Source organism: Buttiauxella agrestis ATCC 33320, assembly GCF_000735355.1.
Lineage (GTDB): Bacteria > Pseudomonadota > Gammaproteobacteria > Enterobacterales > Enterobacteriaceae > Buttiauxella > Buttiauxella agrestis.
In genome coordinates this window covers 21951-35478 of sequence record NZ_JMPI01000057.1, presented here as the reverse complement: position 1 = coordinate 35478, position 13528 = coordinate 21951, and the positions used below count along the sequence as shown (strand labels likewise).

Below are 13528 nucleotides of genomic sequence, written 5' to 3'. Positions count from 1 at the left end.
ACGAATAACATGACAACTTCTACCCCGATAGTCACCGCGATGCAGGTTATTCCCGTTGCGGGTCACGACAGTATGTTGATGAATCTGAGTGGCGCACACTCGCCTTTCTTCACCCGTAATATTGTGATTATCAAAGATAACTCCGGCCACACTGGCGTGGGGGAAATTCCGGGCGGGGAAAAGATTCGCCAGACGCTGGAAGATGCATCGCAACTGGTGATTGGTAAAACGCTCGGTGAATACAAAAATATCCTGAACCTGGTGCGTGCCGAATTTGCCGATCGCGATTCTGGCGGCCGGGGTTTGCAGACCTTTGATTTGCGCACCACCATTCATGTTGTAACCGGCATTGAATCGGCCATGTTAGATTTGCTCGGCCAGCATCTCGGCGTGAACGTCGCTTCGTTGCTGGGCGACGGACAGCAGCGCAGCGAAGTCGAAATGTTGGGTTATCTGTTCTTCGTGGGCAACCGCAAACAGACTCCGTTGCCTTATCAGAGCCAGCCCGATGAGAAATGCGACTGGTATCGCATTCGCCATGACGAAGCCATGACACCGGATGCGGTTGTGCGCCTGGCAGAAGCGGCTTACGAGAAATACGGCTTTAACGATTTCAAACTCAAGGGCGGTGTACTAGCCGGGAGCGAAGAGGCCGAAGCGGTGACGGCGCTGGCAAAACGTTTCCCACAAGCCCGTGTGACGCTGGATCCGAATGGTGCCTGGTCTCTGGATGAAGCGATTAGCATCGGTAAGCAACTGCGCGGTGTTCTGGCCTATGCGGAAGACCCGTGTGGCGCGGAACTAGGTTATTCAGGTCGTGAAATTATGGCGGAATTCCGTCGTGCCACAGGCTTGCCAACGGCGACCAATATGATTGCCACCGACTGGCGTCAAATGGGCCACACGCTTTCTCTGCAATCGGTCGATATCCCACTGGCTGACCCACATTTCTGGACTATGCAAGGCTCGGTGCGCGTCGCACAAATGTGCCATGAATTTGGCCTGACCTGGGGTTCGCATTCTAATAACCACTTCGACATTTCACTGGCGATGTTCACCCATGTTGCCGCGGCAGCACCGGGCAAAGTCACCGCAATCGACACTCACTGGATCTGGCAGGAAGGCAACCAGCGCCTGACTAAGCAGCCATTTGAAATTAAAGGTGGCATGGTGCAAGTCCCGAAAACACCGGGCCTGGGCGTTGAACTGGATATGGATCAAGTGATGAAAGCGCATGAGCTTTACCAGCAACATGGGCTTGGCGCGCGCGATGACGCCATGGCGATGCAGTACCTGATTCCCGAATGGACGTTTAATAATAAGCGCCCTTGCATGGTTCGTTAGGCTATACAAAACCTTCTGAAACCGCGTAGGTCGGATACGCGTTGCGACATCCGACATTAAATGGACGGCATATGAAAATTGTCATCGCACCAGATTCTTACAAAGAGAGCCTCAGTGCTCTCGAGGTGGCGACACAGATTGAAGCCGGGTTTCGGGAGGTGTTCCCGAATGCCGATTATGTGAAATTGCCCGTCGCTGATGGAGGTGAGGGCACCGTAGAAGCGATGGTTGCTGCAACAAACGGTGAAATCATTGAGGTGAATGTCACCGGGCCGTTGGGCGACCCGATTCAGGCGTTTTATGGAATTTCAGGCGACCAGCAGCAAGCCTTTATCGAAATGGCGGCGGCGAGTGGCCTGGAGCAAGTGCCAACCGCATTACGCAACCCGCTCAATACCACGTCGTGGGGAACCGGCGAGCTAATACGCTGTGCGTTGGATAGCGGTGTAAAAAGCATTTTGATTGGGATTGGCGGCAGTGCGACCAACGACGGCGGTATTGGCATGGTGCAGGCGCTTGGGGCGCGTTTGCTCGATAGCGACGGCGAGCCACTAGGATTGGGCGGACGGGAAGTTGCGCGACTGGCGTCCATCGACATTTCCGGGCTGGATAAACGGTTGCAGGATTGTCGCATTGAAGTCGCGTGTGATGTCACTAATCTGCTCACCGGTAATGAAGGGGCTTCGGCAGTATTTGGCCCACAAAAAGGCGCGACGCCTGCGATTGTCCGCGAGCTTGATCAGGCGCTGGAACACTATGCAAAAATCATTGCCCGCGACCTCCATATAAATGTGCTGGAGCTTTCCGGAGGCGGTGCTGCGGGTGGTATGGGCGCTGCACTTTATGCGTTCTGTCATGCGCAGTTGCGCCAGGGCATTGAGATAGTCACCGAAGCGTTAAAACTCGATGAAATAGTGCGTGATGCTGACCTGGTGATTACCGGAGAAGGGCGCATCGACAGCCAGTCAATCCACGGAAAAGTGCCGATTGGCGTGGCGAAAATAGCCAGGCGCTACAATATTCCCGTCATTGGGATTGCCGGGAGTTTAACGGCGGATGTCGGCGTGGTGCATGAACATGGTCTGGATGCGGTATTTAGTGTGCTGTATAGCATTTGCACGCTGGAAGATGCGCTGAAAAATGCCGGGGAAAACTTGCGAATGGCTTCACGCAATATCGCCGCCACCCTGGCAATAGGCGGTGGATTTCGCTTCAAAAGTTAAGGTGGGGACGCTGCGCTTGCCCACCCTACGAAAGGCTTCCCGGTCGGATAAGCGTCATCCGACATTAAATTAGCTGAGCATCCGCTGGGCTTCTTTCGAAACGTTATTCATTTCATCAAGCAACTCAAGAAGCTCAGGCTCCAGGTCTTCGGGCTTCACCCCACAGCGCAACTCATGCTCCAACTGGCGGCACAAGCTTTTCAACTTTGGTACGCCGCTGTAGCTGCAACTGCCGTGAAGCTTATGAATGATATCCACTAACCCTTCCGGGTTTTCCCCTACCAACTGCTCCTCAACTTTGTTACGAACTTCAGGCAGGAAAGCCAACAGCATTTGCAGCATGTCACGCGCCAGATCCGGCTTATTCGCCGCCTGTTGCAACGCAAGCGCCCAGTCCAGCGTCTGGTTTTGCGGGCTGGTTGGCACGGTAGTTTCAACGTTCGCCACTGAGGCTGGAGCGGTAATCGCTCCCGGCTGATAGCGCATCAGCAGGCTATACAATTTTTTCTCTTCGATAGGTTTGGCGAGATAGTCGTTCATTCCGGCGCTTAACAATTTCTCTTTTTGCCCTGCCATGGCGTGTGCGGTGACGGCAATAACCGGGGTTTGCTGGTGGTGTGGCATTTGGCGAATCAATTCACAGGCACGTATACCGTCCATTTCCGGCATCTGAATATCCATCAAAATAATGTCTATCTGCATCTGCTTCGCACGTTCAATCGCTTGTGCCCCGCTGCCGCACAGTTCGACACTCTGAACATGATCCTCAAGTAACGCGCCAATCAACTTGAGGTTTGCCGGGTTGTCATCCACGGCCATTACCGTCAGCGGTAATTTTTTATTCTCAAGGCTATCGACGAGTGCAGGATTCGCATTAAAAGTGTGCTCGGCCAGTAACGGCAGCAAACGTGTCGAGGTAACAGGCTTCAGCAAGCAACCAGCAACGCCTTCTTTTTTCAGAGATTCTGCATCGACCTGGCAATGGCTTGGGAGCGCCAGAATCAGGCAGTCGGTCATGGTGACGGCTTTAGCCAGTTTTGGATTGGCAATGGAAAGCGAATCGCGGAACGCCACCGGCAAACCAAATAGCATAATGTCGTAGTGGGCTTCGGCGAGAGTCATAAACGTCGGGCTGTAAATCACCTCAAGCGGCGTATTCGCCAGAATATTGAGCGTGCTTTGCGCGGCAGTGGCATTTTGCTCGATATACGCAATACGCTTACCTGCGAGGTTTTCGGTGGAGTAACCGTCCAGAACCGCGTTGGAATTGAGATCCAGGTTGATGTAGAACCAGAAGGTAGAGCCTTGATTTGGCTGGCTATGGAATGAAATATCGCCACCCATTTCGCTCACCAGTTTCTGCGTAATCACTAACCCAAGGCCAGTACCGCCGTGGCGACGTGAAATACTCGCATCCGCCTGACGAAACGCCTGGAATAAACGCGACTGTTCCTGCTCGGGAATACCGATGCCGGTGTCGTGAATGCGCATTTCTACCTGGACTTTATTGTTGCCCTGCGAGCGTTTTTCGACCACCAGATCGATATTGCCGCTTTCGGTAAATTTAATCGCATTCCCCACCAGATTCGTCACCACCTGCTGCAAACGCAGCGGATCTCCAATCACGTTATCCGGTACATCATTCTTAATGTGGAGCGTCAGTTCCAGACCTTTGTCATGTGCTGAATGCGCCAGTAAAGTCACCACTTCGTCGAGCGTATTGCGCAGCGGGAAGGGAATACTTTCGAGGATCAATTTGCCCGCTTCCAGCTTCGAGAAGTCGAGCACGTCGTTGATAATCGTCAGTAAGTTATTTGCTGAACGTTCAATGGTATGCAAGTGATCGCGCTGCGTGGCGTTCAGATCGGTTTTCAGCGTCAGCCGGGTAAAACCAATCACGCCATTTAACGGGGTGCGCAGTTCGTGAGACATATTCGCGAGGAATTCAGACTTAATACGTGCCGCTTCCTGGGCGCGTTTCTTCGCCAAATCCAGCTCCACGTTCTGGATTTCCATCTGCTCCAGCGTTTCGCGCAAGTCAGATGTCGCCTGGTCAATATTGTGCTGCATCTCTTCGTGATAAGCGGTTAGCGACATCGCCATCGAATTGATACCATTTTTCAGCATATCTAATTCGCCGAGCATAAAACCTTCCACCCGGCTGTCGAGCTGCCCGCGTCTGATTCGGTCAACGGTATTCACCATATTGCGAATCGGGCCGGTGACATCGCGCATCAGGCGATAAGCAAACAGCATGGCGATACCGACGCAGAACAACATCATCAGCGTCGAGATAAAAATTTCCCGGTATTGCTGCAAACGTACGGATTTCAGATCAAGTTCAATCGCGACATAGCCGAGCGTGTTTCCTGCGGGCTTGGCGTCAGTGACTTCTGATTCGTCGGGTGAATAGCTCTCTGAAATAATCGGCGTGCGCAGGATAATGGAATCGCCATAGCGCGTGATACTCAAGCTGTGCGGCGGTTTTTCATTGTTTGGCAACTTGAGTGCGGACGCATTGAGCTGATAATTAGAGGTGACAAACAGTTTATTGTTTTCATCGAAAACCGAAATTGCCCGCACAATATCAGAGTGGCGGCGGTGCAGAACGCTGACCAACTGGCGAATCGACTCGCGGCTGTGGAAGCTCATGCCGTATTCACTCGCAACCGCCAGCGGCTCGATTATATTGGCGCCGGAATCTTCTAACTGACGCTGCAAGTCATTGTAACGATGGACGACAAAAAAGATGCTGAGCAATAAACCGATCATTAATGTCGGCGCCAGAATCAGGATCATCATGCGTGCGCGCAGGCTGTAGTTGGTCATGGGGTTCCGATATGGGACAATTGAAGCAATAGTTAATATTTTGAGAGAGCATTCTGGCTCATGGCGCAATTCTACTCTGCAAAGCGACGGGTTACGACTCGTCAGATCATAACCGTGACGGTTAACGACCTTGACCCGTTTGGCCAAGGCGTCGCACGCCACAACGGTAAGGCGCTTTTTATCCAGGGCGCACTGCCTGGTGAACAGGTCGACATTACCATTACTGAAGATAAACGTAACTTTGCTCAGGCTAAAGTTAAGCGGCGTTTAAACGATAGCCCGCAACGTGCGACACCGCGTTGTCCGCATTTTGGTGTCTGTGGCGGCTGCCAGCAGCAACACGCCAGCATCGAACTGCAACAACAAGCCAAATCCAGGGCGCTGGCCCGCATGATGGGCAAGCGTGAAAACCCGGCGGTGGTGGACGAAATAATTTCTGGGACACCATGGGGTTATCGTCGTCGTGCACGTTTGGGGTTGAATTACCTGGCGAAAACACAGACGTTGCAAATGGGGTTTCGTAAATCTCAGGACAGCGAACTGGTGAATATCCAGCGTTGCCCAGTTTTGGTGCCCCAGCTTGAAGCGCTGCTAGAACCTTTGCACGAATGTTTAGCCAGTTTAAAAGCCGTTCGCCGTTTAGGGCATGTTGAATTGGTTCATGCCGATAATGGCCCGCTGATGGTGCTGCGTCATTTAGATGCTCTGAATGATGATGACAGGCAAAAACTGGAACGCTTTTCGCATTCTCATGGCGTCGATCTGTTTTTCGCGCCTGACAGTGAGACACTCACGGCCCTGGATGACGTACAGCCCAGCTATCATTCAGACGGACTACGCTTAACGTTCAGTCCGCGTGATTTCATTCAGGTGAATGATGGCGTGAATCAGCAAATGGTGGCGCGTGCTATTGAATGGCTGGATATTAAGCCAACCGACCGCGTGCTGGACCTGTTCTGTGGAATGGGAAACTTTACGCTCCCGCTTGCCACGCGCGCTGAAAGTGTTGTTGGAGTGGAAGGCGTTGCTGCGCTGGTGGCAAAAGCTGAATATAATGCAGAATGTAATTCACTGAAAAATGTCACATTCTTCCATGAAAACCTGGAAGATGACGTGACTCGTCAGCCCTGGGCTGCCCAAGGTTTTGACAAAATATTGCTCGACCCCGCACGCGCGGGGGCGCCGGGTGTCATGCAGCATGTGATTTCACTTGCGCCAACGCGAGTGGTCTATGTTTCATGTAATCCGACCACGCTTGCCCGCGATAGCGAGGCATTGCTGGCTGCAGGCTACCAACTGCGCCAACTGGCAATGCTGGATATGTTCCCGCACACAGGGCACCTGGAGTCAATGGCGCTGTTTGAGCGGTTAGATCAGGTCGAGTGATTTGATACATACCCGATAAAGTTCAAGGCGTAGGGTATACACCGAAGAGGATGGACAATGGTTGCGGTAAGAAGTGCACATCTCAATAAAGCTGGCGAATTTGCGCCCGACAGATGGATTGCGAGCCTCGGGATCACTAACCAGCAGTCATGTGAACGCTTAGCCGAAACCTGGCGGTATTGCGAGCAACAGACGAAAGGCCACCCGAACGCAGAGCTGCTGTTATGGCGTGGCGTCGAGATGGTGGAAATTCTGTCGATGTTGAGCATGGACAACGACACCCTACGCGCTGCTTTGCTGTTCCCGCTGGCAGATGCAGGCGTCGTGACCGAAGAAGTGATGCGCGAAAGCATTGATAACCAGGTTGTGACGCTGATTCATGGTGTTCGCGACATGGCGGCTATTCGCCAACTGAAAGCGGCCCACACCGATTCCGTTTCTGCTGAACAAGTCGATAACGTTCGCCGCATGTTGCTGGCGATGGTCGATGATTTCCGCTGCGTGGTCATCAAACTTGCCGAACGCATCGCACACCTTCGTGAAGTGAAGGACGCGCCGGAAGACGAACGCGTCCTGGCTGCAAAAGAGTGCACCAATATTTATGCACCACTTGCCAACCGCCTCGGTATTGGCCAGCTCAAGTGGGAACTGGAAGATTACTGCTTCCGTTATCTGCATCCTGATGAATACAAACGTATTGCCAAATTGCTGCACGAGCGTCGAATAGACCGCGAGCATTACATCGACGAATTTGTTAGTGCGCTGCGTAAATCGATGAAAGAAGAGGGTGTGAAGGCTGAAGTGTATGGCCGTCCGAAACACATCTACAGCATCTGGCGCAAGATGCAGAAGAAATCCCTCGCCTTTGACGAGTTGTTTGACGTGCGTGCGGTGCGCGTGGTGGCTGAACGTTTGCAGGATTGCTACGCAGCGCTCGGTATCGTGCACACGCATTACCGCCATATGCCTGACGAGTTCGATGATTACGTTGCCAACCCCAAACCGAACGGTTATCAGTCGATTCATACCGTAGTATTGGGACCAAACGGCAAAACCATTGAAATTCAGATCCGTACTAAGCAGATGCATGAAGAGTCGGAACTGGGTGTGGCGGCGCACTGGAAATACAAAGAAGGCAATGCCAAGAGCGGAAGTTCAGGTCATGAAGATCGTATCGCATGGCTGCGTAAACTGATCGCCTGGCAAGAAGAAATGGCCGACTCCGGCGAGTTGCTGGACGAAGTGCGCAGTCAGGTATTCGACGACCGCGTGTATGTGTTTACGCCGAAAGGCGACGTGGTGGATTTACCGGCAGGCTCTACGCCGCTGGACTTTGCCTACCATATTCATAGCGATGTCGGGCATCGTTGCATTGGCGCGAAAATCGGTGGGCGCATCGTGCCGTTTACCTATCAGTTGCAAATGGGCGATCAAATTGAAGTCATCACTCAGAAGCAGCCGAACCCAAGCCGTGACTGGTTAAACCCGAACCTCGGATACATCACTACCAGCCGTGGGCGTGCCAAAATCCACAACTGGTTCCGTAAACAAGATCGCGATAAAAACATTCTGGCCGGGCGTCAGATCCTAGATGATGAAATTGAACATCTGGGTATTAGCCTGAAAGAAGCCGAAAAGTCATTACTGCCGCGCTACAACTTCAATGACATTGAAGAATTATTAGCAGCCATTGGCGGCGGGGATATTCGTCTTAACCAGATGAGTAATTACCTGCAAGCGCAGTTTAATAAGCCAACGGCGGCTGAACAGGATGAGCAAGCCCTACGCCAGCTCGAGAAGAAATCCTACACGCCACAATCGCGCAGCAAAGATAATGGACGCGTGGTAGTGGAAGGTGTTGGCAACCTGATGCACCACATCGCACGTTGCTGCCAGCCGATTCCGGGTGATGAGATTGTTGGTTTTATTACTCAGGGGCGCGGTATTTCTATTCACCGTGCCGACTGCGACCAGCTTGCGGAACTGCAATCACACGCGCCAGAACGTATCGTTGATGCGGTGTGGGGCGAAAGCTACTCCAGCGGTTATTCGCTGGTGGTGCGTGTTACCGCCAATGACCGCAGCGGCTTGTTGCGCGATATCACAACCATTCTGGCGAATGAAAAGGTGAACGTATTGGGCGTTGCGAGCCGCAGCGACACCAAACAGCAACTGGCGACCATCGATATGAATATCGAAATCTACAACCTGCAAGTGCTGGGCCGGGTATTGGGCAAACTGAATCAGGTGCCTGATATTATCGACGCCAGGCGATTGCACGGTTGATTGATTGTTTCATAGCAGCGGAAATATATCCGCTGCTTATTTAATAATAGTTAATCATATATATTTATGCCGTTGTTTTTCCTTATGAGCTGAGTAAAGTATATTCTTCGTGTCCATTTAAAGGATTAGCCATGGCACATTCTATTTATATGAGTCTGACAGGAAATAAACAGGGTCTTATTTCACAAGGTTGTTCATCGATAGAGTCGATTGGTAACAGATGCCAGTTATCTCATGCCGATCAAATTCAACTTCTTTCATTCAAACATCATATTCTTTGCGACAAAAATGTTAACCACCTCCCAGTCACACTGATAAAAGCCATTGATAAAGCGACACCGTTACTGGGCGTGGCAATATCTAATCAGGAAGAATTAACACTCGTTATAGATTTTTATCGTACGGCTTCACATGGACGGCAGGAAAAATATTTCACCATAAAAATTAATCGCGCAGTGATTGTTGAAATGTTTATTGATTACCCACACTCAGTAACGCAAAGCGAGGTTCAGCCTGAGGAGGTTATTTCGCTGCGCTATAACGATATTACCTGGGAACACCATGCGGCTGGAACTTGCGGGTATAGTTTCTGGGAAGATCGCGTATGACAGATGCGAGATTTCCCTCTGAAATTGAAAACAGTTTTTCCTTTCAGACATTACACCGATTATCGTTACAGCTTAAGAATTTGGGTGAGCATGTGGCGCGAAATTACCTGCGACAGTCGTATATAAAACGCCGCTTCCTGGCAGAGGTTCAACAGTTAATATCACAGAGTGAAACGGCTTTTGTCGAAGGCCGAATAACTTTGAATGCTGCGACTTATGTATTGCAGCAAGAGTATAATTACCTTAAAAAATCCAGTGACGACCTCTTTGCTCAACGAGTGCAGCAATGGATCATTATTGAAGCTGAAAAGGAGGCTGAAACTGAGCGCAATGGTTGGAAGACACTAGTCATCAAACAAATCGGTTTTGTGGGTGGGGGAACACAAATTATAGCGGGATATGGTGCTTGTGCGGGGACGTTAGGGCTAGGTTGTGCAGCGTTTGGAGGAACTCTTATTGCCCACGGTACAAATAATATGTATGAAAATGGATATTATTTGTTATATCGAAAAGAAAAAGTCGGTTATGTGAAACAAGTTTATCAGATCGTCGCAAAAGAAGCGGGGTTTACTGAAAAACAGGGCGAAAATGCTTTTGCTGTGGTTGACCTTGGGTTATCTGTAAATGGTTTACTTACCAAAGTGAACAAACCAGAAGCGTGGCGATTATTCCGATATATGAACCAAGATAAAATTTATGCTTTCAAAAAAATGACACCGTCCGAACTAACGATTGAAATCTCCTCAGATAGTGCAACGATAGCTGGCTTAGAAAAGGAATAATGATGGAGGATGTTTTTTTTCTGTTTTTGTATCTCATTACTTCGGTTGTGTTTGTTGTGATACAGGGGATGTGTTTCGTTTATGCTGTGAAATTTAATACTTCATTATTTGTGGTTGTGTATGTGATCTCTGTCATGATTCTTGGTGGCACGCAATTCCATATTTTGAAATATGGAACATTCCCCTATGGTTTACTATCAAATCTGAACGTATATTTAAATGACGACTGGATTATGTATATCTCAACTTTTTTTGTATGGATTCATGGCATGATTCTTCCTCTTTTTTTTAACATTTTGACTCAACCTAAAAAAACGTGGAAAGAGTAATTTCATTGAAACTCGACCTCATTTTTTGCTATAGATAGCCACAAATTTGACAAAAATAGAGCCGATATGTCCTCTCAAATTACCCGCCTACTGGGCATTATGAAGCGCTTGCGTGACCCGGAAACAGGCTGTCCATGGGACCGTGAGCAAACCTTCGCTACCATCGCGCCTTACACGCTGGAAGAAACCTACGAAGTGCTTGATGCCATCAACCGCGAAGATTTTGACGATTTACGTGGTGAGCTGGGTGATTTGCTGTTCCAGGTCGTGTTTTACGCGCAAATGGCGCAGGAAGAAGGGCGCTTTGATTTCGACGATATCTGCAAAGCTATCAGCGACAAACTCGAACGCCGCCACCCGCACATTTTTGCCGACGGCACCGCCGGAAACAGTGCCGAAGTGTTAGAGCGTTGGGAACAAATCAAAAGTGATGAGCGAGCGGAAAAAGCGCAGCATTCGGCATTAGACGATATTCCTCACGCATTACCTGCATTGATGCGCGCGCATAAAATCCAGAAACGTTGTTCGACGGTGGGTTTTGACTGGACCACGCTTGGCCCAGTTTTAGACAAAGTCTATGAAGAAATCGACGAAGTGATGCATGAGGCAAAACAAGCCGTTGTTGATGAAGCCAAACTGGAAGAAGAAGTCGGCGATTTATTGTTCGCTACCGTCAATTTAGCACGCCATTTAGGCACCAAAGCTGAGACGGCATTACAAAAAGCTAACCTGAAGTTTGAGCGTCGTTTCCGCGAAGTGGAAAGGATTATTGCCGACAGGGGCCTGACAATGACCGGAGTTGACCTGGAAATCATGGAACAAGTCTGGCAGCAGGTTAAACGCCAGGAAACTGAAATTTAACGCGTTTTTGTGGTCAAGCGCTTTTTATGGCAATTCCAATTTAACAAGCGCTTGATTTACGTCAAAAACATTTATGCCAAACGGGCTATTTTCATTGCCCTGACAAAGCGCGAGGTCAGGGCTTTGCAGACAGAATGAAAGTTTGTGGCGCCGATACTGTTCGGGTATACTACTTTCCCGTCCTGGTACTTCCATCGTCTTTAAACCTAACTCTTCAGGTTCAGCATGACAACGAACTATATTTTTGTGACCGGCGGGGTCGTTTCCTCTCTGGGTAAAGGCATTGCCGCAGCCTCCCTCGCAGCTATTCTCGAAGCCCGTGGCCTCAACGTATCCATCATGAAACTCGATCCGTACATCAACGTCGATCCGGGTACCATGAGCCCTATTCAACATGGGGAAGTGTTCGTTACAGAAGACGGCGCTGAAACCGACCTTGATTTAGGTCACTACGAGCGTTTCATTCGCAACAAAATGACACGTCGTAACAACTTCACCACTGGCCGTATTTACTCAGAAGTTCTGCGTAAAGAGCGCCGTGGCGACTACCTGGGCGCGACTGTTCAGGTTATTCCACACATCACGAACGCAATCAAAGAACGCATCCTTGAAGGTGGCGAAGGCTACGATGTCGTGCTGGTTGAAATCGGCGGTACTGTAGGCGATATCGAATCCCTGCCGTTCCTCGAAGCGATTCGTCAGATGGCGGTTGAAGTGGGTCGTGAGCACACCCTGTATATGCACCTGACTCTGGTGCCATACATGGCTGCTGCTGGTGAAGTGAAAACTAAACCGACTCAACACTCCGTAAAAGAACTGCTTTCTATCGGTATTCAGCCAGATGTGCTGATCTGCCGCTCTGACCGCGTTGTTCCGGCTAACGAACGTGCAAAAATTGCATTGTTCTGTAACGTCCCGGAGAAAGCGGTTATTTCTCTAAAAGATGTCGATTCCATCTATAAAATTCCAGGTCTGTTGAAATCACAGGGTCTGGACGATTATATTTGTAAACGATTCAGCTTGAACGTTCCTGAAGCTAACTTGTCCGAATGGGAACAAGTTATTTATGAAGAAGCGAATCCGACAAGCGAAGTCACAATTGGTATGGTCGGCAAGTACATTGAACTGCCAGATGCCTACAAATCTGTGATTGAAGCATTGAAACACGGTGGTTTGAAAAATCGTCTGACCGTTAACATCAAGCTGATTGACTCGCAGGATGTTGAAACTCGCGGTGCTGAAGAAGTGCTGAAGGGATTGGATGCTATCCTTATCCCTGGCGGTTTCGGTTACCGTGGTGTGGAAGGCAAAATCGCCACCGCGCGTTATGCTCGTGAGCAAAACATTCCGTATCTGGGCATTTGCTTAGGTATGCAGGTTGCGCTGATTGAGTTCGCACGGAATGTTGCAGGCATGGCTAACGCCAACTCAACTGAATTTGTGCCAGACTGTAAATACCCGGTGGTCGCCTTAATCACCGAGTGGCGCGACGAAGAAGGTAACGTTGAAGTTCGTACTGAAAAGAGCGACTTAGGCGGTACCATGCGTCTTGGTGGCCAGCAGTGTCAGTTGACCGATGGTAGTCTGGTGCGCCAGATGTACGGTGAACCGACAATTACTGAGCGCCATCGCCATCGTTATGAAGTCAACAACATGTTGTTGAAGCAAATTGAAGCAGCAGGTCTGCGCGTTGCGGGCCGTTCCGGTGATGACCAACTGGTAGAAATCATCGAAGTGCCAAATCATCCGTGGTTTGTTGCTTGCCAGTTCCACCCGGAATTTACTTCTACTCCGCGTGATGGGCACCCACTGTTCGCAGGCTTTGTTAAAGCTGCCGGTGAGTTCCAGAAGCGTCAGGCGAAGTAAGAGAGAGTTAGAAC

The 13528-nt window shown here is 50.1% G+C and carries 9 protein-coding genes; 8 read left to right on the top strand and 1 reads right to left on the bottom strand.

Annotated elements, in window-relative coordinates:
- Positions 1-9 precede the first annotated feature (9 nt).
- On the top strand, positions 10-1344 hold the full coding sequence (gudD, locus tag GBAG_RS16025; RefSeq protein ID WP_034498005.1) for a glucarate dehydratase: 1335 nt from the start codon (positions 10-12) through the stop codon (positions 1342-1344).
- A 71-nt stretch (positions 1345-1415) separates the two neighbouring features.
- Positions 1416-2567, top strand: coding sequence for a glycerate kinase (locus GBAG_RS16020; RefSeq protein WP_034498003.1), 1152 nt, complete (start codon positions 1416-1418; stop codon positions 2565-2567).
- Between the two features lie 69 nt (positions 2568-2636).
- Here GBAG_RS16020 and barA read toward each other — a convergent pair whose 3' ends face one another.
- Complete coding sequence (gene barA, locus GBAG_RS16015) at positions 2637-5396, bottom strand: two-component sensor histidine kinase BarA (RefSeq protein ID WP_034498001.1); 2760 nt, start codon at positions 5394-5396, stop codon at positions 2637-2639.
- 60 nt (positions 5397-5456) lie between these two features.
- Between barA and rlmD the strand changes: the two genes are divergently transcribed.
- The 6 genes from rlmD (at position 5457) to pyrG (ending at position 13514) form a co-directional block, all read left to right on the top strand.
- Positions 5457-6782 (top strand): 23S rRNA (uracil(1939)-C(5))-methyltransferase RlmD, encoded by a 1326-nt coding sequence (rlmD, locus tag GBAG_RS16010; protein WP_034497998.1) that lies wholly within the window; start codon positions 5457-5459, stop codon positions 6780-6782.
- 57 nt (positions 6783-6839) lie between these two features.
- The gene (gene relA, locus GBAG_RS16005) at positions 6840-9068 is read left to right on the top strand and encodes a GTP diphosphokinase (RefSeq protein ID WP_034497996.1); all 2229 of its coding nucleotides are present in this window, start codon (positions 6840-6842) and stop codon (positions 9066-9068) included.
- A gap of 131 nt (positions 9069-9199) precedes the next feature.
- Complete coding sequence (locus GBAG_RS16000; RefSeq protein ID WP_034497993.1) at positions 9200-9676, top strand: Hcp family type VI secretion system effector; 477 nt, start codon at positions 9200-9202, stop codon at positions 9674-9676.
- Entirely contained in the window at positions 9673-10458 is a 786-nt protein-coding gene (locus GBAG_RS15995; protein WP_081908422.1) for a DUF4225 domain-containing protein, read from the top strand. Before GBAG_RS16000 ends, GBAG_RS15995 begins: the two co-directional genes overlap by 4 nt.
- Before the next feature lie 395 nt (positions 10459-10853).
- Positions 10854-11648 (top strand): nucleoside triphosphate pyrophosphohydrolase, encoded by a 795-nt coding sequence (gene mazG / locus GBAG_RS15985; RefSeq protein WP_034497989.1) that lies wholly within the window; start codon positions 10854-10856, stop codon positions 11646-11648.
- A gap of 225 nt (positions 11649-11873) precedes the next feature.
- Positions 11874-13514, top strand: coding sequence for a glutamine hydrolyzing CTP synthase (pyrG, locus tag GBAG_RS15980; protein ID WP_034497987.1), 1641 nt, complete (start codon positions 11874-11876; stop codon positions 13512-13514).
- Positions 13515-13528 lie beyond the last annotated feature (14 nt).

Bases quoted from the DNA above. Each gene is read 5' to 3' on its own strand.
- gudD (WP_034498005.1), top strand. From the start codon at position 10: ATGACAACTTCTACCCCGATAGTCACCGCGATGCAGGTTATTCCCGTT.
- GBAG_RS16020 (WP_034498003.1), top strand. From the start codon at position 1,416: ATGAAAATTGTCATCGCACCAGATTCTTACAAAGAGAGCCTCAGTGCT.
- barA (WP_034498001.1), bottom strand. From the start codon at position 5,396: ATGACCAACTACAGCCTGCGCGCACGCATGATGATCCTGATTCTGGCG.
- rlmD (WP_034497998.1), top strand. From the start codon at position 5,457: ATGGCGCAATTCTACTCTGCAAAGCGACGGGTTACGACTCGTCAGATC.
- relA (WP_034497996.1), top strand. From the start codon at position 6,840: ATGGTTGCGGTAAGAAGTGCACATCTCAATAAAGCTGGCGAATTTGCG.
- GBAG_RS16000 (WP_034497993.1), top strand. From the start codon at position 9,200: ATGGCACATTCTATTTATATGAGTCTGACAGGAAATAAACAGGGTCTT.
- GBAG_RS15995 (WP_081908422.1), top strand. From the start codon at position 9,673: ATGACAGATGCGAGATTTCCCTCTGAAATTGAAAACAGTTTTTCCTTT.
- mazG (WP_034497989.1), top strand. From the start codon at position 10,854: ATGTCCTCTCAAATTACCCGCCTACTGGGCATTATGAAGCGCTTGCGT.
- pyrG (WP_034497987.1), top strand. From the start codon at position 11,874: ATGACAACGAACTATATTTTTGTGACCGGCGGGGTCGTTTCCTCTCTG.